Annotated in this window: 17 protein-coding genes; 9 read left to right on the top strand and 8 right to left on the bottom strand. The window is 73.5% G+C overall.

What is annotated here, in order from left to right; genetic code table 11:
- The first annotated feature begins 3 nt into the window (after positions 1-3).
- From nuoH to nuoN, 7 genes are read left to right on the top strand one after another with little or no spacing between them, the layout of a single operon-like run.
- A complete protein-coding gene (nuoH, locus tag JE024_RS14980; protein WP_205376550.1) occupies positions 4-1,368 on the top strand; it encodes an NADH-quinone oxidoreductase subunit NuoH in 1,365 nt (454 codons plus the stop codon).
- Positions 1,331-1,993: an NADH-quinone oxidoreductase subunit NuoI gene (gene nuoI, locus JE024_RS14975; RefSeq protein WP_205374056.1), complete on the top strand. Its 663-nt coding sequence runs from the start codon at positions 1,331-1,333 to the stop codon at positions 1,991-1,993. Before nuoH ends, nuoI begins: the two co-directional genes overlap by 38 nt.
- Positions 1,990-2,829, top strand: coding sequence for an NADH-quinone oxidoreductase subunit J (locus tag JE024_RS14970; protein WP_205374055.1), 840 nt, complete (start codon positions 1,990-1,992; stop codon positions 2,827-2,829). Before nuoI ends, JE024_RS14970 begins: the two co-directional genes overlap by 4 nt.
- Complete coding sequence (nuoK, locus tag JE024_RS14965) at positions 2,826-3,125, top strand: NADH-quinone oxidoreductase subunit NuoK (RefSeq protein WP_187741813.1); 300 nt, start codon at positions 2,826-2,828, stop codon at positions 3,123-3,125. The genes JE024_RS14970 and nuoK overlap by 4 nt, the downstream gene beginning before the upstream one ends.
- Positions 3,126-3,140: 15 nt before the next feature.
- On the top strand, positions 3,141-5,039 hold the full coding sequence (gene nuoL / locus JE024_RS14960) for an NADH-quinone oxidoreductase subunit L (RefSeq protein ID WP_205374054.1): 1,899 nt from the start codon (positions 3,141-3,143) through the stop codon (positions 5,037-5,039).
- 1 nt (position 5,040) lies between these two features.
- A complete protein-coding gene (locus JE024_RS14955; protein WP_205374053.1) occupies positions 5,041-6,612 on the top strand; it encodes an NADH-quinone oxidoreductase subunit M in 1,572 nt (523 codons plus the stop codon).
- Positions 6,609-8,264 (top strand): NADH-quinone oxidoreductase subunit NuoN, encoded by a 1,656-nt coding sequence (gene nuoN / locus JE024_RS14950; protein ID WP_205374052.1) that lies wholly within the window; start codon positions 6,609-6,611, stop codon positions 8,262-8,264. Before JE024_RS14955 ends, nuoN begins: the two co-directional genes overlap by 4 nt.
- 66 nt (positions 8,265-8,330) lie before the next feature.
- Here nuoN and JE024_RS14945 read toward each other — a convergent pair whose 3' ends face one another.
- The 6 genes from JE024_RS14945 to JE024_RS14920 form a co-directional block, all read right to left on the bottom strand.
- The gene (locus tag JE024_RS14945; RefSeq protein ID WP_205374051.1) at positions 8,331-11,039 is read right to left on the bottom strand and encodes a fumarate reductase/succinate dehydrogenase flavoprotein subunit; all 2,709 of its coding nucleotides are present in this window, start codon (positions 11,037-11,039) and stop codon (positions 8,331-8,333) included.
- Positions 11,040-11,064: 25 nt separating this feature from the next.
- The gene (locus tag JE024_RS14940) at positions 11,065-11,853 is read right to left on the bottom strand and encodes an ABC transporter ATP-binding protein (protein WP_205374050.1); all 789 of its coding nucleotides are present in this window, start codon (positions 11,851-11,853) and stop codon (positions 11,065-11,067) included.
- Positions 11,850-12,719 carry an ABC transporter permease gene (locus tag JE024_RS14935; RefSeq protein WP_205374049.1) on the bottom strand — a complete coding sequence of 290 codons (870 nt, stop codon included), beginning with the start codon at positions 12,717-12,719 and terminating at the stop codon, positions 11,850-11,852. Before JE024_RS14935 ends, JE024_RS14940 begins: the two co-directional genes overlap by 4 nt.
- Complete coding sequence (locus JE024_RS14930; protein WP_205374048.1) at positions 12,716-14,083, bottom strand: ABC transporter substrate-binding protein; 1,368 nt, start codon at positions 14,081-14,083, stop codon at positions 12,716-12,718. The genes JE024_RS14935 and JE024_RS14930 overlap by 4 nt, the downstream gene beginning before the upstream one ends.
- A 16-nt stretch (positions 14,084-14,099) precedes the next feature.
- The gene (locus JE024_RS14925) at positions 14,100-14,327 is read right to left on the bottom strand and encodes a 4Fe-4S dicluster domain-containing protein (RefSeq protein WP_147987623.1); all 228 of its coding nucleotides are present in this window, start codon (positions 14,325-14,327) and stop codon (positions 14,100-14,102) included.
- Between the two features lie 85 nt (positions 14,328-14,412).
- The gene (locus JE024_RS14920; protein WP_205374047.1) at positions 14,413-15,183 is read right to left on the bottom strand and encodes a GntR family transcriptional regulator; all 771 of its coding nucleotides are present in this window, start codon (positions 15,181-15,183) and stop codon (positions 14,413-14,415) included.
- Between the two features lie 233 nt (positions 15,184-15,416).
- Between JE024_RS14920 and JE024_RS14915 the strand changes: the two genes are divergently transcribed.
- Together JE024_RS14915 and JE024_RS14910 are read left to right on the top strand one after the other, a co-directional pair.
- Positions 15,417-16,397 carry a helix-turn-helix transcriptional regulator gene (locus tag JE024_RS14915; protein WP_205374046.1) on the top strand — a complete coding sequence of 327 codons (981 nt, stop codon included), beginning with the start codon at positions 15,417-15,419 and terminating at the stop codon, positions 16,395-16,397.
- 39 nt (positions 16,398-16,436) lie between these two features.
- Positions 16,437-17,315, top strand: a complete 879-nt coding sequence (locus JE024_RS14910; protein ID WP_205374045.1) for a dioxygenase family protein — start codon at positions 16,437-16,439, stop codon at positions 17,313-17,315.
- Positions 17,316-17,479: 164 nt separating this feature from the next.
- On the opposite strand, the gene fahA is transcribed toward JE024_RS14910, so the two are convergent.
- Both fahA and JE024_RS14900 read right to left on the bottom strand, forming a co-directional pair.
- On the bottom strand, positions 17,480-18,706 hold the full coding sequence (fahA, locus tag JE024_RS14905) for a fumarylacetoacetase (RefSeq protein ID WP_205374044.1): 1,227 nt from the start codon (positions 18,704-18,706) through the stop codon (positions 17,480-17,482).
- Positions 18,707-18,794: 88 nt separating this feature from the next.
- Complete coding sequence (locus tag JE024_RS14900) at positions 18,795-21,104, bottom strand: CocE/NonD family hydrolase (protein WP_205374043.1); 2,310 nt, start codon at positions 21,102-21,104, stop codon at positions 18,795-18,797.
- Between the last annotated feature and the right edge of the window lie 280 nt (positions 21,105-21,384).

The raw sequence follows: 21,384 nt of genomic DNA, 5'->3' as shown, positions 1-21,384 counted from the left end.
GCAATGACCAGCCTGGCCCTCGAGGACCTGTCGATGTTCGGCCGGGACCCGTGGTGGCTCGTCGTCATCAAGGCCGTCTTCTGCTTCGCGTTCCTGATGATCACCGTGCTGTTCTCCATCGTGTGGGAGCGCAAGGTCGTCGCCTGGATGCAGCTGCGCATCGGCCCCAACCGGCACGGCCCCTGGGGCATGCTCCAGTCGCTCGCCGACGGCATCAAGCTGATGCTCAAGGAAGACGTCGTCGTCAAGCGGGCCGACAAGGTCGTCTACATCCTCGCGCCGATCGTCGCCGCGATCCCGGCGTTCATGGCGATCGCCGTGATCCCCTTCGGGCCGGCCGGCAACGAGGTATCGATCCTCGGCCACCGCACCACGATGCAGCTCACCGACCTGCCGATCGCGATGCTCTACATCCTCGCGGTCGCCTCCGTCGGCATCTACGGCATCGTGCTCGCGGGCTGGTCGTCCGGCTCGACGTACCCGCTGCTCGGCGGTCTGCGCTCGTGCGCGCAGATGATCTCCTACGAGATCGCGATGGGCGCCGCGTTCGCCTCCGTCTTCCTCTACTCCGGGTCCATGTCGACCTCGGCGATCGTGGAGGCGCAGGCCGACCGCTGGTACATCCTGCTGCTGCCGGTGTCGTTCATCATCTACGTCGTCACCATGGTCGGCGAGACCAACCGGGCGCCGTTCGACATGCCGGAGTCCGAGGGCGACCTCGTCGGCGGCTTCAACACCGAGTACAGCTCGATCAAGTTCGCGATGTTCATGCTGGCCGAGTACGTCAACATGGTCACCGTCTCGGCCGTCTCGGTCACCCTCTTCCTCGGCGGCTGGCGCGCCCCGTACCCGATCTCCACCTTCTGGGAGGGCGCGAACCACGGCTGGTGGCCGATGCTCTGGTTCGTCCTCAAGGTGCAGCTCCTGCTCTTCTTCTTCATCTGGCTGCGCGGCACCCTGCCACGGGTCCGCTACGACCAGTTGATGAAGCTCGGCTGGAAGGTGCTGATCCCGGTCTCCGTGGTCTGGCTGATGCTGGTCGCGACGGTGCGGGCGCTGCGGAACGAGAACTACGACTTCCAGCAGATCGTGCTCTACGTCGCCGGAGCCGTGATCACGGTGCTCCTGCTGTCCTTCGTCGCCGACATGTTCCGCGGACGCAAGGACAGGGAGGCCGAGGCGGCGAAGCCCGAGCCCGGTCCGTTCGACCCGATGGCCGGCGGATTCCCCGTACCGCCGCTGCCGGGACAGGAGCTGCCGCCGGTGCCGCGCAGGCGCCCGCGGCGGGACCGCGAACTGATCTCCAGCGGCGGACCCGGTACGGACAGTGATGGTCCCCAGGACGGAAAGGAGGCCGACGGTGTCTGACGGATCCGAGAGCTCGTTCCAGAATCCGGTCGCCGGCTTCGGCGTGACCTTCAAGGCCATGTTCAAGAAGCGGCTCACCGAGCAGTACCCGGAGCAGCCGAAGGTCACGGCGCCGCGCTTCCACGGCCGGCACCAGCTCAACCGCCACCCCGACGGGCTGGAGAAGTGCGTCGGGTGCGAGCTGTGCGCCTGGGCCTGTCCGGCCGACGCCATCTACGTCGAGGGCGCGGACAACACCGAGGAGGAGCGCTACTCCCCGGGCGAGCGGTACGGCCGCGTCTACCAGATCAACTACGCCCGCTGCATCCTGTGCGGCCTGTGCATCGAGGCGTGCCCCACCCGGGCGCTCACGATGACCAACGAGTTCGAACTGGCCGACAGCAGCCGCGAGAACCTCATCTACACCAAGGAGCAGCTGCTCGCCGGTCTGGACGAGGGCATGGTCGACTCACCGCACTCGATCTTCCCCGGCACCGACGAGCAGGACTACTACCGGGGCCTGGTCACCGAGGCCGCCCCGGGCACGGTCCGGCAGGTCGCGGTGTCCCGGGGCGAGCAGGTGCAGGAGGGCGAGTCCACGTTCGGCGAGGACGAGCCCGCCTCCGGGAAGGTGATCGGCGCATGAACGTGCTCGCCGCCTCCACCACCTCCACCGGCGAGGCCGTCCAGTTCTGGATCCTCGGCACGGTCGCCGTCATCGGCGCCCTGTGCACGATCCTGATGCGGCGGGCCGTGCACAGCGCGCTGTGCCTCGCCGGGACCATGATCATCCTCGCGGTGTTCTACCTGGCCAACGGCGCCTACTTCCTGGGCATCGTGCAGATCGTCGTCTACACCGGCGCGATCATGATGCTGTTCCTCTTCGTGGTCATGCTGGTCGGCGTCACCGCCGCCGACTCGCTGACGGAGACGATCAAGGGGCAGCGCTGGCTGGCCGCCCTGTGCGGGCTCGGCTTCGGCATCCTGCTGATCGCCGGCATCGCCAACGCCTCCCTGAAGAACTTCAACGGACTGGGCGCCGCCAACGCCGCCCGCGGCGGCAACGTCGAGGGCCTGGCCGCGCTGATCTTCACCAAGTACGTCTTCGCCTTCGAGATCACCGGCGCGCTGCTGATCACGGCGGCCGTCGGCGCGATGGTCCTGACCCACCGCGAGCGCACCGAGCGGGCCCGCACCCAGCGCGAACTCGCCGAGGAGCGCGTGCGCGAGGGCAAGCACCTGCCGCCGCTGCCCGCCCCCGGCGTCTACGCCCGGCACAACGCGGTGGACATCGCCGGCCTACTGCCCGACGGCAGCCCGTCCGAGCTCACGGTCAACCGCACCCTGCGCGACCGCGGCCAGATCCGGGACGTCTCGCGCGAGGCGCTGGACGACCTCAAGGCCCTGGAGCAGCGCTCCGAGGAGCGGCTCGGACGCGACACGGACGGGCACGACCGGGACGGACAGGAGGTCACGCGGTGAATCCGGTCAACTATCTGTACCTCGCCGCGCTGCTGTTCACCATCGGTGCCGCCGGTGTGCTGATCCGGCGGAACGCGATCGTGGTCTTCATGTGCGTCGAGCTGATGCTCAACGCCTGCAATCTCGCCTTCGTCGGCTTCTCCCGGATGCACGGCAACCTCGACGGCCAGATCATCGCGTTCTTCACGATGGTCGTCGCGGCGGCGGAGGTCGTGGTCGGACTCGCGATCATCGTCTCGCTGTTCCGCTCCCGCCACTCGGCCTCGGTCGACGACGCCAGCCTGATGAAGCTGTAAGGGGACGGACGAATCGTGGAGAACCTCATCGCGCTGCTCGTCGCGGCGCCCCTGCTCGGAGCGGCGGTGCTGCTCTGCGGCGGGCGCCGCCTCGACAAGACCGGCCACTGGCTCGGCACCCTGTTCGCGGGCGCCTCCTTCGTCCTCGCCGCCGTCCTCTTCGCGGACATGCTCGGCAAGGACGCGGACGACCGCGCCCTGAACAGCACGCTGTACAACTGGATCCCCGTCGAGGGCTTCCAGGCGGACATCGCCTTCCAGCTCGACCAGCTCTCGATGACCTTCGTGCTGCTGATCTCGGGCGTCGGCACCCTGATCCACGTCTACTCCATCGGGTACATGGAGCACGACGAGCGGCGCCGCCGCTTCTTCGGCTACCTGAACCTCTTCCTGGCGGCGATGCTGCTGCTGGTCCTGGCGGACAACTACCTGCTGCTGTACGTCGGATGGGAGGGCGTCGGCCTCGCCTCGTACCTGCTCATCGGCTTCTGGCAGCACAAGCCCAGCGCGGCGACGGCGGCCAAGAAGGCCTTCCTGGTCAACCGGGTCGGCGACATCGGCCTGTCGATCGCCATCATGCTGATGTTCACCACCTTCGGGACCTTCGCCTTCGGGCCGGTGCTCGGCGCGGTGGGCGAGACCTCCGAGGGCACCCTGACGGCGATCGGCCTGATGCTGCTGCTCGCGGCGTGCGGCAAGTCGGCTCAGGTGCCGCTCCAGTCCTGGCTCGGCGACGCGATGGAGGGCCCGACCCCGGTCTCGGCCCTGATCCACGCGGCGACCATGGTGACCGCCGGTGTGTACCTCATCGTCCGGTCCGGCGCGATCTTCAACGCCGCCCCGGACGCGCAGCTCGCCGTCGTCGTCGTGGGCGCGGTCACGCTGCTCTTCGGTGCGATCGTCGGTTGCGCGAAGGACGACATCAAGAAGGCGCTCGCCGGTTCGACCATGTCGCAGATCGGCTACATGATCCTCGCGGCCGGACTCGGCCCGATCGGCTACGCCTTCGCGATCATGCACCTGGTGACCCACGGCTTCTTCAAGGCCGGGCTCTTCCTCGGCGCCGGCTCGGTCATGCACGGCATGAATGACGAGGTCGACATGCGCCGCTACGGCGGGCTGCGCAAGTACATGCCGGTCACCTTCGTGACCTTCGGCCTCGGCTACCTCGCCATCATCGGCTTCCCGGGCCTGTCGGGCTTCTGGACCAAGGACACCATCATCGAGGCGGCGTTCTCCTACGGAGACGGCGCCCGCGCCTGGATCTTCGGCGGCATCACGCTGCTGGGCGCCGGCATCACCGCGTTCTACATGACCCGCGTGATGATCATGACGTTCTTCGGCGAGAAGCGCTGGCAGCCCGACGCGGAGGGCAACGAGCCGCACCCGCACGAGTCCCCGAAGTCCATGACGATCCCGATGATCGTGCTCGCCTTCGGCTCGGTCTTCGCCGGCGCGTTCTTCGCGATCGGCGACCGGTTCGCCAACTGGCTCGCGCCGGTCACCGAGTTCGAGCACCCGCACCCCGTCATCAGCGTCCCCGCCATCACCGCCTCCACCGTCGTGGTGCTGGTGATCGGCGCCTCGGTCGCCTGGGCGATGTACGGACGCAAGCCGGTCCCGGTCACCGCGCCGCGCGGCTCGCTGCTCACCCGGGCCGCCCGACGCGACCTGCTCCAGGACGACTTCAACCATGTGGTCCTGGTCCGCGGCGGGGAGCACCTCACCCGGTCCCTGGTCTACGTCGACCACACCCTGGTCGACGGAGTGGTCAACGGCACGGCCGCCACGTTCGGCGGGCTCTCCGGCCGGCTGCGCAAGCTGCAGAACGGCTACGCCCGCAGCTACGCGGTCTCGATGTTCGGCGGTACGGCGGTCCTGATCGCCGCGACCCTGCTGATGAGGGCGGTCTGATATGTCCTTCCCGATCCTGACGGCAACGGCGGTGCTCCCGGCGGTCGGCGCGATCGCCACCGCCGCCGTGCCCGCCGCGCGGAGGACGGCCGCCAAATGGCTGGCGCTGCTCTTCTCGCTCGCCACGCTGGTGCTGGCCGCGATCGTGCTCGTGCGGTTCGAGCCCGGCGGCGACCGCTACCAGCTCACCGAGTCCCACTCCTGGATCGCCGACTTCGGTGTCCGCTACGAGCTGGGCGTCGACGGCATCGGCGTGGTGATGGTGGCGCTGACCGCGCTGCTGATCCCGTTCGTCATCCTCGCCGGCTGGCACGACGCCGACCCGGAGGAGAAGGCCACCAAGCGCTGGCGGCCGACGCAGGGCTTCTTCGCCCTGATCCTGATGGTCGAGGCGATGGTGATCCTCTCCTTCGAGGCCACCGACGTCTTCCTCTTCTACATCCTCTTCGAAGCCATGCTCATCCCGATGTACTTCCTCATCGGCGGCTTCGGCGACCGCGCCCACGGCGGCAGCGAGGAGAACGCGGCGGCCCAGCGGTCGTACGCGGCCGTGAAGTTCCTCCTCTACAACCTGGTCGGCGGTCTGATCATGCTGGCCGCCGTCATCGGCCTCTACGTGGTCGCGGGGAGCTTCTCGCTCTCCGAGATCGCCGAGGCCCGGGCGAGCGGCCAGTTCGAGATGGCGCAGAACACCGAGCGGTGGCTGTTCCTCGGCTTCTTCTTCGCCTTCGCGGTGAAGGCCCCGCTGTGGCCGCTGCACACCTGGCTGCCGAACGCGATGGGCGAGGCGACCGCACCGGTCGCCGTGCTGATCACGGCCGTCGTCGACAAGGTCGGCACCTTCGCGATGCTCCGCTTCTGCCTCCAGCTCTTCCCGGAGGCCAGCAAGTGGGCCACCCCGGCGATCCTGGTGCTGGCGCTGATCAGCATCGTCTACGGGGCGCTGCTGGCGGTCGGCCAGCGCGACATCAAGCGCCTGGTCGCCTACGCGTCGATCTCCCACTTCGGCTTCATCGTGCTGGGCATCTTCGCGATGACCAGCCAGGCCCAGTCGGGCGCGACGCTGTACATGGTCAACCACGGCATCTCGACCGCCGCGCTGATGCTGGTCGCCGGCTTCCTGATCTCGCGCCGCGGTTCGCGTCTCATCGCGGACTACGGCGGTGTGCAGAAGGTCGCCCCGGTGCTCGCCGGCACCTTCCTCGTCGGCGGCCTCGCGACCCTGTCGCTGCCCGGACTCGCCCCGTTCGTCAGCGAGTTCCTGGTGCTGGTCGGGACGTTCTCCGCGTATCCGGTGGCCGGTGTGATCGCCACCTCCGGCATCGTGCTCGCCGCGCTCTACACCCTGGTGCTCTACCAGCGCACCATGACCGGGCCGGTGAAGGCCGAGGTCAGCACCATGCCCGACCTGAAGGCACGTGAACTGGTGGTCGTCGCGCCGCTGATCGCGCTGCTGCTCTTCCTCGGCGTGTTCCCGAAGCCGTTGACGGAGATCGTCAACCCGGCCGTGGAGCACACCATGTCCGACGTACAGAAGCAGGACCCCCGGCCCGAGGTGGAGGCGGCCAAGTGAGCCAGCAAGCTGTCCACAGCCTGTGGACAATGGCGGCGGAGGCCGAGCCGCTCGGCAAGATCCCCGCACCCCACATCGAGTACGACCAGCTCGCACCGGTGCTGATCATCGTGGGCGCCGCCCTCGTCGGCATCCTGGTGGAGGCCTTCGCGCCGCGCCGGGCCCGGTACCACGCCCAGCTCTTCGTGACCGTGGTCGCGCTCGCGGCCTCCTTCGCCGCCGTCGTGGGGCTCGCCGCCGGCGGGCACGCCACGACGAAGGCCGGGATCGCCGCGATGGGCGCCATCGCCGTCGACGGCCCCGCGCTGTTCCTCCAGGGCGTGATCCTGCTGTCGTCGGTCGTCGCGGTGTTCACCTTCGCCGAACGCCGCCTCGACCCCGAGGCGCACGGCAACCGGATCGACTCCTTCGCCGCCGAACCGGCCGCCGTGCCCGGCAGCGACCAGGAGAAGGCCGCGGTCAAGGCCGGGTTCACCACCACCGAGGTGTTCCCGATCGCCCTGTTCGCGATCGCCGGCATGCTGGTCTTCCCGGCCGCCAACGATCTGCTGACCCTCTTCATCGCGCTGGAGGTCTTCTCCCTCCCGCTCTACCTGCTGTGCGCCCTGGCCCGCCGCAAGCGCCTCATGTCCCAGGAGGCGGCGGTCAAGTACTTCCTGCTGGGCGCCTTCTCCTCGGCCTTCCTGCTCTTCGGCATCGCGCTGCTCTACGGGTACGCGGGCTCCGTCTCGTACGCCCGGATCGCCGACGTCGTCGACGGCAGCGTCCGCTCGATCGACCCGGCGCTCGCCGACACCATGGGCAACGACGCGCTGCTGCTGATCGGCGGCGCGATGATCCTGATGGGCCTGCTCTTCAAGGTCGGCGCCGTGCCGTTCCACATGTGGACGCCCGACGTCTACCAGGGCGCCCCGACCCCGGTCACCGGCTTCATGGCCGCCGCGACCAAGGTGGCCGCCTTCGGCGCGCTGCTGCGGCTGCTCTACGTGGTGCTGCCGGGCCTGGCCTGGGACTGGCGGCCGGTGCTGTGGGCCGTCTCGATCGTCACCATGCTGGGCGGCGCGATCGTCGCCATCACCCAGACGGACATCAAGCGCCTGCTGGCCTACTCGTCGATCGCGCACGCCGGCTTCATCCTCGCCGGTGTGATCGCCACGACGCCCTCGGGCGTCTCCTCCGTCCTCTTCTACCTGCTCGCGTACTCCTTCGTGACCATCGGCGCCTTCGCCGTCGTCACCCTGGTCCGCGACGCGGGCGGCGAGGCGACCCACCTCTCCAAGTGGGCCGGACTCGGGCGGCGTTCGCCGCTGGTGGCGGCGGTTTTCGCGGTCTTCCTGCTCGCCTTCGCCGGCATCCCGCTGACGTCGGGCTTCGCCGGCAAGTTCGCCGTTTTCAAGGCGGCGGCGGAGGGCGGCGCGGGCGCGCTGGTCGTGGTCGGTGTGATCTCGTCGGCCATCGCCGCGTTCTTCTACATCCGGGTCATCGTGCTGATGTTCTTCAGCGAGCCGAAGCCGGAGGGCCCGACGGTCGCCGTCCCGTCGCCCCTGACGATCACCACCATCGGCGTCGGCGTCGCCGTCACCCTGGTGCTCGGCGTCGCCCCGCAGTACTTCCTCGACCTGGCGAGCCAGGCGGGCACCTTCGTCCGCTGACCCGCCGTGTCACGCCGAAGGTCCGGCACCTCCCCCGGGAGGCGCCGGACCTTCGGCGTGCGGGGATCACCCCGTGTCGACCCGTCCCGCGTAGGCGCGGACGTCCGCGTCGGGGTCGGTGGTGGCGGAGGTCAGGGCGGTGCGGGCGGCGGGGGTGGCGGGGTGGCGGAGGAGGGCGAGGACGGCGGCCTTGCGGACGTCGGCGTTGGGGTCGCCGAGGGTCTCGGCGAGGGCCGGCACCGCGTCGGCGGGAGCGGCCGCGCCGAGGGCCTTCGCCGCGCCCGCGCGGACCTGCCAGGCCGGGTCGGACAGGGCGGCCCGGGCCGTGGCGGCGAGGTCCGGCGGGCAGCCCGCCGCGCCCAGCGCCTCGTAGGCGGCGGCCCGCACCAGCGGGTCCGGGTCGGCGGTCAGCGCCGTCAGCGGGGCGAGCACCCCCGGGCCGGTCACCGCGGCGAGCCCCCTGGCCGTGGCGACCCGCACCTCCCGGGCCGGGTCGGCGGCGGCGCGGGTCAGCTCCGGCACGGCGTCGACGGACACCAGCGCCCGCACGGCGGCGATCCGGACGGCGATGCCGGGGGAGTCGAGCGCCCCGGCATAGGCCGGGGCGGCGCCCAGGCGCAGTTCGCGCAGCACGTCGAGGGCGGCCGCCGCGACCACGGGGTCGGCGGAGGCGAGGGCGGTGAGGAGCGGGTCGCGCAGCGCGGGCTCGGGCGGCAGGGTCTCCACCAGTTCGCGCAGCGAGTCGGCCGCCGCCGCCCGGACCCCGGCGTCGGCGTCGGCGAGCGCCCCGGCGAGGGCGGGGCCGGTGCCCTCGGGGGCGGTCTCGGTGAGCGCGGCGACGGCGGCCCTGCGCACCGCCGGGTCGCCGTCGCCCAGATAGGGCCGCAGGGCGGGGAGTTCGGGGTCGCCCTCGGCGAGGGCCAGCAGGTCCAGGATCCGGGGCGAGGCCGTGGCGGGCCCGGCGCCCGCGGCGGCGCGCGCGGCGATGCGGGACCCGGTCGGCGCCACCTCGCGCGGCCCGGCGGTGGCCACCTGGGCGAGGGCGACCTCCCCGAGATGGCGTGACGGGCCGCCGGCGGGGCTGTACTCGTCGACCGGCACCAGATACGGCGCCACCGGCCGGGCGGTGAACTCCATCGCCCCCGAGGCCGCCTTGCGCAGGTCGAGGTGGTGCAGCCAGCCCTCGTCGTCGGTGGCGGGGTGGTCGGTCCGCTGGTGGTAGAGGCCCCACCGGGACTCGGTGCGGGCCAGCGAGGCGCGGGCGGCCATCTCGGCGCAGTCGCGGATGAAGGACACCTCCGCGCAGCGCATCAGCTCGTGCGGGGTGGTGGCGCCCATCGCCGCGATCTCGCCCCGCATCCGCTCGAAGTGCTCCACGGCGAGCGACAGCCGGGCGCCGCTCTTCGGCGGGGCGACGTAGTCGTTGACGAAGCGGCGCAGCTTGTACTCGACCTGCGGCTGCGGCGGCCCGTCGGGGTTGCGCAGCGGCCGGTAGACCAGTTCGTGCGCCTCGCGGAGCTGGTCGGCGGGGAGTTCGCCCGCGTAGGCGCGGTAGCGGGCGGCGTCCTCGCCGGCGAGGTCGCCGAAGACGAACGCGCCGATCATGTAGTTGTGGGGGACGCAGGCCAGGTCGCCGGCGGCGTACAGCCGGGGCACGGTGGTGCGCGCGTGGTCGTCGACGCGTACGCCCGAGGCCGAGTGCCCGCCGCACAGGCCGATCTCGGAGATGTGCATCTCGATGTCGTGGGTGCGGTAGTCGTGGCCGCGGTTCGCGTGGAAGGTGCCGCGGGTGGGGCGCTCGGTGGTGTGCAGGATGCCCTCCAGCGCGGCCACCGACTCCTCGGGCAGATGGCTGAGCTTCAGGTAGACCGGGCCGCGGTCGGAGGCCAGTTCCTCGGCGAACTCGGCCATCATCCGGCCCGACCAGTAGTCGGAGTCGACGAACCGCTCGCCGTGCCGGTTGACCTGGTAGCCGCCGAACGGATTGGCGACGTAGGCGCAGGCCGGGCCGTTGTAGTCCTTGATCAGCGGGTTGATCTGGAAGCACTCGATGCCGGTGAGCTCGGCGCCCGCGTGGTACGCCATGGCGTAGCCGTCGCCGGCGTTGGTCGGGTTCTCGTAGGTGCCGTAGAGGTAGCCCGAGGCGGGCAGGCCGAGCCGTCCGGCCGCGCCGGTCGCGAGGATCACGGCGCCCGCCCGGACGACGACGAACCGCCCGGTGCGGGTGTCGAACCCGGCCGCGCCGACGGCCCGCCCGCCGTGGGTCAGCACCCGCACCGGCATCACCCGGTTCTCGATGCGGATGCGCTCGCGCATCTCCCGGCGGCGGAGCTGCCGGTAGAGCACCTTCTTGACGTCCTTGCCCTCGGGCATGGGCAGCACGTACGAGCCCGAGCGGTGGACCTGCCGGACCGCGTACTCGCCGTGCTCGTCCTTCTCGAACTTCACCCCGTACGACTCCAGCCGCTGCACCATCGCGAAGCCGCGGGTGGCCGTCTGCCGGACGGTGGACTGGTCGACGATCCCGTCGTTGGCACGGGTGATCTCGGCGACGTAGTCGTCGGGTTCGGCCCGCCCGGGCACGACGGCGTTGTTCACGCCGTCCATGCCCATGGCGAGGGCGCCGGAGTGGCGGACGTGCGCCTTCTCCAGCAGCAGCACGTCGGCGCCGTGCTCGGCCGCCGTGAGCGCGGCCATGGTCCCGGCGGTGCCGCCGCCCACGACGAGCACGTCGCAGCTCATCTCGTCCGCGTCCTCGATCGCCGGAATCCGCATGGCTGGGCCTTTCTTGAGGTGTCGGTCAGTCGGTGTCGAGGGAGGCGAGGACGGTGCGCCGCAGCGCCCGGGTCCTGGGGTCGGTCCGCGCCTGGCGGTCCCGGGGCCGGGGCACGCCGAGGACGTCGAGCAGGGTGCCGCCGCCGAGCAGGGCGACCCGGTCGCCGAGGAAGAGCGCCTCGTCGACGTCGTGGGTGACGAAGACGACGGTGGCGCCGGTGCCGTGCAGCACCTCGACGAGGAGTCGCTGCATCCCGGCCCGGGTCCTGGCGTCCAGCGCGCCGAACGGCTCGTCCATCAGCACGGCGCGCGGCTCGCCCGCGAGGGCGCGGGCGAGCTGGACGCGCTGGCGCTGGCCGCCGGAGAGCTGGTGGGGGTACTTGCCCCCGTGGCCCGCGAGGCCCGTGCGCTCCAGCCACGCCTCGGCGGTCGCGCGCCGCGCGGCGCGGGCCACGCCCCGGACGGCGAGCGGCAGTTCGACGTTGCGGCGCACGGTCCGCCAGGGCAGCAGCGCGTCCTCCTGGAAGACCAGCGCGCGTTCCGCGCCGGGGCCGCGCACGGGCTCGCCGTCCTGGGTGACCTCGCCGGAGAGCGGGGGCAGCAGTCCGGCGAGGGTGCGCAGCAGGGTGGACTTGCCGCAGCCGGAGGGGCCGACGACAGCGAGGATCTCGCCGGGGACGACGTCCAGCCCGACGCCGTCCAGCACGGCTCCGCCCTCGCCCCGCCGTCCCAGCGCCGCCCCGCGCAGTCCGAGCCCGGCGCCCGTGGTCGCGCTGCCGGTGGCGCTGTCCGCGCCGGCCGTCGTGGTGCTCATGCGTGCTCCTCGGTGGTGGGTGTGCGGGGCACCGGCACCCGGGCCGGGGTCGCCGGAACCCGGGCCGGGCGCGCCGGGGCGGGCCGGTCCGTCGCCCCCGCGCCGCCGGGCAGCCACCGGGTGACCCGGCGGCCCGCCACCTCGACCGCGGTGGAGGTGAGCCAGCCGAGGACGCCGATGGTCACCATGCCGACGAAGACGCCGGGGTAGTCGACGACCGTGTAGTCCTGCCAGGTCCGGTAGCCCACCCCGTACTCGCCGGAGATCATCTCGGCGGAGATCACACAGATCCACGACACCCCGATGCCGACGGAGAGCCCGCCGAGGATGCCGGGCAGCGCGCCCGGCAGGACCACCGACCACAGCACCCGCCCGCGGCCGCCGCCCATGGTCCGCACCGCCTCCTCCCAGACGGGCGCGAGCGCGCGCACCGCGTGCCGGGTGGAGACCGCGACGGGGAAGAACGCCGCGGTGAAGGTGATGAAGACGATGCCCTGCTCGTTGCTGGGGAAGAGCAGGATCGCCACCGGCACCAGGGCGATCGCGGGGATCGGGCGCAGCACCTCCAGCAGCGGGCCGACGACGTCCTCGGCCACCCGGGAGCGGGCGAGGGCCGTGCCCACCGCGACTCCGGCGAGGGCCGCGAGCAGGAAGCCGGTCACGATCCGGGTGACGCTGTCGGCCAGGTCCTGCCAGTACGTGCCGCCCCGGACGCGCCGCCCGAAGGCCTCCGCCACCTCGGTGACTGTGGGGAACTGCTCGAACCGCAGCCACAGGTTGACGTCCGCGGCGGTCAGGAACTGCCACAGGCCGAGCGCGGCGGCCAGCGACAGGGCGCGCACGGTGAGGCGGACGCCGCGGGTCATGAGGCCCGTTCCAGGGCCTGCTCCCAGGACACCGTCCGCGCTCCCGGGTGCCCGGCGATCCAGTCGGCGGCGGCCGACGGGGCGACGAACGGCAGCAGCCGCGCACCGTCGGCGACCCACACCGCCTTGTCGGCGAACCACTGCGTCCCGGTCGTGGTGTCGGGGACGTACGCCGCCCGGACGGCGCCGTCGCCCGCCGCGGCCACCGCGGCGAGCAGCGCGCCCGGTTCGTCGTACGAGGCGGTGGTGCCGTCCCCGCGCCACAGTTCGCTCCGCGCGGCGGGGGCCTTCGCGGCGAGGGCCTCGTCGTAGCCGGCGCCGTGGGCGCGCCGCACCGGGCCGTCGTCGACGAAGGAGTCCACGAAGGTCTCCGCGTCGACCTCGCCCACGAGCCCGGCCGACGCCAGCACCGGGACGTCCTTCTTCAGCGCGGCGACGAGCTCCGGCTTGACGGTGGTGTCGAAGGTGGCGATGCCGTTGGCGCCGTTGTAGAGGTAGACGACCTCGGCGGGCAGCCCGGTGGCCTTCGCGACGGACTCCGCCGCTTCGACCGGCTTCTCGCGCAGGTACCGGGTCGCGCGGATCTGGGCGCGCAGGAAGTCCTCCAGCACGGCGGGGCGCTTCTCGGCGAAGTCCTCGCGGGCGGTGACCCCGTGGAAGGTCGGCAGGTCGAGGGCCGCGCCGTCGTAGAGGGCCTTCGCCCGTCCCTGGTAGGCGAGCAGCCCCGGCCAGGCCACGAACTGCGAGAGGGCGTCGGCGCTGCCGGACTGGAGCGCGGAGGCGCCCACCGCGGGCTGCTGGTTGAGCTTGCGGATGTCCTTGCCCGGGTCCAGGCCCTCCTGCTGGAGGGCCCGCACCAGGGTGCCGTCGGCGGCCGAGCCGACGCTGGTGGACACCTTCTTCCCCTTGAGGTCGCGGAGCGAGTCGAGGCCGGATCCGGGGGCGGTGACGATGGTGTTGAGCCCGCCGCGGAGGTTGTAGCCGGTGACGGAGACGAGCCGGGTGGGCCGGTCGAGCTGCTTGCCCCGGGCCGCGTTGAGCAGCAGGGGGAAGTCGCCCATGGAGCCGATGTCGATCTTCCCCGCGGTCATCTGCGCGGTGATGGGCGCGCCGGTGGCGTAGTCCTGCCAGCGGACCTCGTACCTGACGCCGTCGCGCGCGCCGCGCCGGGCCAGCTCCTCCTCGAAGTAGCCGAGGGAGCGCAGCAGGGTGCCGGCGGTGACGGTGTTGATGGTCTTCGACTGGTAGCCGACGGTCACGGTGACGGTGTCCGGTCCGCCGGCCCCGGCGGAGCCGCCGCAGCCGGCGGCGGCCGGGACGAGGAGCGCGAGGGCGAGCAGGGTGCGGGGTGCCGTGCGTTTCATGGGGACGGGGCCTCTCTCAGCGGAGCAGGTAGGGCATGTTGACCGTGACCGCGCCGGTGGGACACCGGGCGGCGCACGGGCCGCAGTACCAGCACTCGTCCACGTGCATGTAGGCCTTGCCGTCGTCCTCGCGGATGGCGAGGGAGTCGAGCGGGCACATGTCGACGCACAGGGTGCAGCCGGTGATGCACTTCGACTCGTCGATGGTCACGGGCACGTCGGCCCGCTGGGGCGCCAGAGGCATGGCGGTCTCCAGGAGTGGCGGGGGAAGGGCGGGAGGGCACGCCGCGGCGTACCGTCAGGGGCGGCCGCGGGTGCGGGCCGGCCGGTCAGCGGGCGCGGTGGAGCAGTCCGCTCATGGCGATGCGGTCGCCGCGGAACCGGATGAACTCCAGGTCCACGGGGCGTCCGTCGCGCAGGTGGGTGAGCCGTTCCAGCATCAGCACGGCGGCCCCGCGCGGCGCCTGGAGGACGGCGGCGGAGTGCGCGTCGGCGTTGACGGCCTCCAGGGTGATGTCCGCCGTGCCGAGCGGCTGCCCGGTGAGGCGTTCCAGCAGCCGGAACACGTCGTTGTGCTCCAGGTCGCAGTCGAGCAGGCCCGATCCGATGTCCATCGGGACGTAGGTGAGGTCGAGGGAGAGCGGCAGACCGCCGAGGCGGCGCAGACGCTCGATGTAGAGCACCTCGGAGTGCTCGGCGACGCCCAGCCGCCGGGCCACCGGACCGGGCGCGGTGACCGGCCCCGCGGTGCGCACCTCGTTGGTGACGGTGCCGTGTTCGCGGAGGGTCTCGGCGAGGCCCATCAGGCGGTCGAGACCGTGCGGGTACTTCTCGGCGACCACCACCGTGCCGACACCGGGCTGCCGTTCGATCAGCCCCTCCGCCCGCAGCAGGTCCAGTGCCTGGCGGACGGTGTTGCGCGACACCCGGTAGTCGGCCCCGATGGTGCCCTCCAGGGGGAGGACGCCGCCGGGGAAGCCGGAGGTGCGGATCTGGTGCCGCAGCAGATCCGCGAGCTGCCGCGCCTGGTCCGCGCGCAGCCGTCGCCGACGGGCGGCGGCGACGGGCACTGCGTGCTCACGGATGCGTTCGGCTGGCATGCGACGGACCCTACCGATGCGGTGCGCGCCATGGTGTTGCCACAGTATTGCGCCACCTGAGGCCCTGTCGGCACCGCGCTGACCTGCGTCTTCGCGAGAGGGAGGGCAAGATCTGCCACCCCCGGCGGCGGCCCGCGGGCCCGCGGCCCCGTTCCGTGCAGGGGCGGCGCGTGGCAGGGTGTGGCCGCCCCAACAGGTCCGGACCAATGGCCCGTCGGCGAGGGAGCGAGACGATGCGCGGCACCACCGTGACACCGGGGACCACCCCGTGCAGGGCGCCCCGGGAGGGCACCCTGCCCATGCACCGGCTGGAGGTGCCGATGCCGAACGCGATGCCCTTCGCGATCGGCACCTTCGACACCATCGGCCCGATGTCGCGGGCCGACTTCCCGCACCGGCACACCTTCTGGGAGATCGTCCACGTCACCGGCGGCACCGGCGCCCATGTCGTGGACCTGGCCCGCTGGGAGCTGGCGCCGCCCCATCTGTGCGTGATCGCGCCGGGCCAGGTCCACCACTGGGAGGACGCGCGCCGACTGGACGGCTCCGTGGTCCTCTTCACCGACGGCTTCCTGCGCGACCACCCCGGCGACCGGGACCTGCTGCGGGGACTCGGCGAGCGGCCCTGGCTGACCCTGGACGAGGCCGGGCACTCGGGCGTCACCCGGCTCGTCGCCGAACTCGCCGACGAGTACGGGCGCGGGGCCCGGGGCTTCGACTCCGTGCTGCGCGCCCTGCTCCATGTGCTGGTGGTGCGGGCATCCCGGATGCCGGTGAGCGCCGCCCCGCCGCCCGGGCACCGGCCCGCCCCCTCGGCCGGCCCGGGCCGGGCCGGCGCGGTGGCCGCGGAGTTCGTCCGGCTGATCGGCGGAGCCGACCCGGAGCTGTGGTCCGTCGGCGCCTGCGCCGGCCGGATCGGCGTCACGGCCGGCTATCTGACCGAGGCGGTCAAGACCGCCACCGGCCGCACCCCGGGGGAACTGGTCCGGGCCGCCCGCACCCACGAGGCGCAACGGCTGCTGGCACGCACCGACATGTCGGTACGCCAGGTCGCCGGGCGGGTCGGCTTCTCGGATCCGGCGTACTTCTGCCGCTTCTTCCGCAGGGAGACCGGCGTCAGCCCCGGTGACTTCCGGCGGGGCGCGGACGCCGGCGGGGAAATTCACCACGAACACCGGATCGAGTCCATCGCCCGCCCGGAGCCCCGCGCCTAGGTTCGGTGCCGATCCCCGAAGCCCCCACAAGGAGCAGGCATGGACGGCGAGACCACCCCCGGCGGCGCCACCCCCGGCGAGGCGTCACCCCCGGCGGAACAGGGCGCACCCGCCCGTCACCCCAGCCGCAAGACCGTGCTGCGCGCCGCGCTCGCCGCGTCCGTCGCGGCCCCGGCGGTGCTGATGGGCGTCCCGGCGCTGGCCCGCACCGCGGGCACGGCCGGCGGAACGCCGGAGCTCACCCCCGAGTGCGACGACGGAGACGACCCGACGCCGCCGCAGATGGAGGGCCCCTACTTCAAGCCCAACTCGCCGCGCCGCACCTCGCTGCTGGACCCGGGCACCCCCGGCACCCGGCTCACCGTCACCGGGTACGTCTTCGGTCTGGCGTGCCGTCCCGTCGCGAACACGCTGCTGGACTTCTGGCAGGCGGACGTCAACGGCGCCTACGACAACACCGGGTTCCGCTTCCGCGGTCACCAGTACACGGACGCCGGCGGCGCGTTCACCCTGACCACGATCGTCCCCGGCCTCTATCCGGGCCGGACCCGGCACATCCACGTCAAGGTGCAGGCGCCCGGCCGGCCGGTGCTGACCACCCAGCTCTACTTCCCGGGCGAGCCCCGCAACTCCACCGACAGCCTCTTCGACCCGCGGCTGCTGATGACCGTGCGGGACGCCGGCGGCGCGCGGGAGGCGGCCTTCGACTTCGTGCTGAACGTGCCGCAGACGCCCGGCCCGTCCCCGACCGGGGGACCGACCACCCCGCCGCCCGGCGGCAGTTGGGCGGCGGGCACCTCCTACGCGGCCGGCGCCCGGGTCACCTACGGCGGTGCCGCGTACGTCTGCCTCCAGAACCACCTGGCGCAGCCGGGCTGGGAGCCCCCGGCGGTGCCGGCCCTGTGGCGGGCCGTCTGACCCGCCGGCCCGCCCCGGCACGGCGGCGCCGTCCCACCTGACCACCGAGGTACGGCGCCGTCCCGTCCGACCACCGCGGTACGGCGCCGGGCCCCGGCACCCCTGAGCCGGGGGTGCCGGGGCCCGGTCGCGACCGCCGTCGCGGCGGCGGGAGCCCGTGCGGGTCAGGACGCCGGAACGATCCGCCCCGTGACCTCGCCCAGTCCGACGCGCACCCCGTCCGGGCCGGGGGCCCAGGCCGTGAGGGTGACCTCGTCGCCGTCCTCCAGGAAGGTGCGCTTGCCGTCGGGGAGATCGATCGGGTCGCGGCCGTTCCAGGTCAGCTCCAGCAGCGAACCGCGCTGGTGCACCTCTGGCCCGCTGACCGTGCCCGAGCCGTACAGGTCGCCGGTGCGCAGCGAGGCGCCGTTCACCGTCATGTGGGCGAGCTGCTGCGCCGCGGTCCAGTACATGGAGGCGAACGGCGGCTCGGCCACCACATGGCCGTTGATCGCCACCGAGATCCGCAGGTCGAAGCCGCCGGGCTCCTCGTCCGAGGCGTCGTCGAGATAGGGCAGCGGCTCGACGTCCCGGGCGGGCGGCGCGGTGCGCGCCGCGTCCAGCGCCTCCAGGGGGGTCACCCAGGCGGAGACGGACGTCGCGAAGGACTTGCCGAGGAACGGGCCGAGCGGCACGTACTCCCAGGCCTGGATGTCGCGCGCCGACCAGTCGTTGAGCAGGAACAGCCCGAACACGTGGTCGCGGAAGGCGTCCAGCGGCACCGGGCTGCCGAGCTCCGAGGGCGTGCCGACGAGGAAGCCGACCTCCGCCTCGATGTCCAGCTTGACGGAGGGCCCGAAGACGGGCGCCGCGTCGGCCGGGGTCTTCCGCTGGCCCGAGGGGCGGACGACATCGGTGCCGGACACCACGATCGTGCCCGCCCGGCCGTGGTAACCGATCGGCAGATGCTTCCAGTTGGGCGTGAGCGCGTCCCCGTCCGGGCGGAAGATCCGGCCCACGTTGGTGGCGTGGTTCTCGCTCGCGTAGAAGTCGACGTAGTCCGCCACGTCGTAGGGCAGATGCATCGTCACCGCGCCGACCGGGTGCAGCAGGGGCTCTATGTCCGGCCGGTGGGCCGGGACGGTGACCCACGCGGTGAGCGCGCGGCGCACGTCGCGCCAGGCGGTGCGCCCGGCGGCGAGCAGCGGGCCGAGGTCCGGCTGGGCGAGGAGATCCGCGTACGGGGAGCCGAGCGCGAGGGCCGCCGCCCCGGCGTCGAGCACGTGGTCGCCGATGCGCACGCCGAGCCTGCGGCGCTCCGGTTCGTCCGCGGTGGTGAAAACGCCGTACGGGAGGTTGTGCGGGCCGAAGGGATCGCCCTCGGCCAGATCGAGCGGGCTCTGCTCGGACATCGGTGCCTGCCTCGCTTTCCACGGGTGTGGACGACACGTTACGTGGGCCGCGCCGCCGCACGGGAGCGTCCCCGCCGCCGCCCCGGGCTCAGGGCGCGGGGTAGGGGAAGCGTTCCTCCCAGGTGCGGTGGAAGACCACCTCCTGCCCGTCGTGGCAGACGAGTTCGTCGGTGGTGCGGAAGCCCGCCGCGTCCCGTTCGGTGGTCGAGGTCGCCTCGACGCGGACGTCCCAGCCCGCGTCGGGCCGGTGCAGCCGGACGGTGCGGACGCTGTGCGCGCGGGCGGAGAGCGGGTCGCCGTCCCGGATCGTGTACGTCTCGCGCACCTCCTCCGTGTACTCCAGCCCGTCCGGGTGGACCCGGGTGCCGCCGGGGCCGGGCGTGGACGCCACGGTCCACAGCCCCTCGGCGACGTCCCGGGTCACCAGCAGCGGCGGCCGCCCGGCGTCGAGGGTCTGGGGTACGGCGACGGCGGGCGCGTCCGCGTGCTCGGGTTCGGCCTCGGGGACGGGCGCGGTGCCGTCTTCCGGCCCGCCGTCCGGCCCGAGCACCGGCAGCACGAGCCGGGACCCGGCCGGCTCCAGGGTGAAGCCGTCGGCCCCCGGCTCCGGCCAGATCCAGGGCCAGTAGGCCGACGAGACGCAGACGCGGACGCGGTGCCCGGGCGCGAAGACATGCGCGGCGAGCGACAGCGTGACCTCCACGGCCGGCCCCCGACCGTCAGCGGACCCGGGCCCGGCACCCGCTCCGGCCGCGGCATTCGCACCGGCCGCGGCTGCGGCCCCGGCACCCGGTCCGGAACCGGCAGCGCTGCCCGCACCGGCACCTGCCCCGGCAGCGGCAGCGGTACGCGCCGCGGCACCCGGCCCGGCCGCGGTGCCCGAGCCCGGCCCGGCGCCGGTCGCGGTGCCGGCCGCGCTGTCGGCGTCCAGGCCTGCGTCCGCGTCCGGGCCCGAGTCCAGAGCCGCGTCCGGGCCTCCGTCCGCACCTGGGTCTGAGCCCGGGGCCGCGTCTCGGCCCGCGTCCGCGTCCGGTTCGCGGTACCCGCCCACGCCCGCCCCCGCGTCCGCGGCGTCGCCCGACCCGGGGAGCCGGAGCACTCCCCGGGTCACGAGCACGGAGGTGCCGTCCGGGGCGACGTCGCAGAGGCGGGCCGTGACGGGGCCGGGCGGGTACGGGGCGCGCGGGCGCAGGGTCAGCCGCGGCAGGCCGAGCACGGTGACCGGCTCCTCGCCCACGGGGAACTCGAAGCACACCGACCGCGCGTCCTCCTCGCGCTGGTCCGGCGGCAGGTCCCCGGCCCGCCCGGCCGGGCGGAAGGCGCCCGCGTCCACGCCCGTGTGCGGGGGTGACGCCACCCGGACGGGGCCGCCGCCGAGGGCGTACGGCACCTCGGTGACCCGCGGCGGCGGCCAGTCGGTCGCCGTCCAGCCGCCCGGCGCCGGGTCTGCCGCCCCGGGCCGGCAGCGCAGCGCCGGCCACGGCGGCTCGTCCGCGGCGCCGTCCCCGAGCCACCGGTCCCACCAGCGGAGCGTCTCCTGGAGGAAGCCGATGCCGTCGTCCCCTCCCTCCGCGCGGTCCGGGTAGTCGTGGGGCCAGGGGCCGACCAGACCGCTCACCCGGCCCCGGGGAAGCCGCTCGACGAGGCGCACCACGCTGTCCCGGGCGGGGTCGTGCAGCCCGCCGACCACCAGCACGGCGGCGCGCACCGCCGCCGTGCCGTCGCCGGTCCCGGCGCTCCGCCCGCAGGCGTCCCGCCGCTGCGCGAGCCAGGTGTGCGCGGCCGGCTCCACCGCCTCCAGCCGCCGCAGCCACATCCGCCGCCACCGCTCGCCCGTGTACCGCGGGTCCGGCGGCCGTGCCGCGTCGGCGAGCCGGGCCGCGCCGCCGCCGTGCAGGCCCCGGCCGGTCACCGCGCCGCCGAGGCACGGGCCGTCGTCGCCGTACGGGTCGTCGCCCGCCCCGACGGCCACCACCGCCCGGAGCGGGCCGGGCGCGAGCGCGGCGATCCCGAGGGCGCAGCGGCCGGCCCGCCCGAGGCCGAACATGCCCACCCGTCCGGAGCACCACGGCCGCCGGGCCAGCCACTCCACGACGGCCACCCCGTCCGCGAGTTCGCCCGCCCCGCACGCCTCGCCCGGCAGACCGTCGCTGTTGCCGTGGCCGCGGACGTCCACCCGTACGGAGGCGTAGCCGTGGCCCGCGTACCAGGGGTGGCGTTCCGCGTCCCGTACCGCGGAGGCGTCGGTGAGCCGGTCCGGGGCGTACTCCAGCAGGGCGGGCACGGGCGCCCCGGTCACCGGCCGCCAGAGGCGCGCGTGCAGGGTGACGCCGTCCGGGAGGGGGACGCGGACGTCCTCGCGGACCGTCTCGTGGGGGAAGTCGGTGCGGACGCGCATGGCGGGCCCCTGCGGTGCGGCCCGGGGCCCCTCCCGCCGGGGCGGTCGGGGGCCCGCGGGGTGGGCGGACGGGACGGTCGGGTGCCGGTCTGCGGGGCGGGCGGGTGAAGCGGACGGGACGCGGGGTGACGCCGGTGCACCGGGACGGCGGGGAGCAGGGATCATGGGGGGCGGGGAAGCGGAGGGCAAAAGCCCTGTACCAGGGGATTGCCGCCGATCACGAACATACCGGGGGCGGCGGGAAGGCGCTCATGGTGATCGAAACGCGACCGGATACGCT

The organism is Streptomyces zhihengii (assembly GCF_016919245.1).
Classification (GTDB): Bacteria; Actinomycetota; Actinomycetes; order Streptomycetales; family Streptomycetaceae; genus Streptomyces; species Streptomyces zhihengii.
Note: the sequence above shows the minus strand (reverse complement) of the source record. Positions and strands in the feature narration are given on the sequence as shown.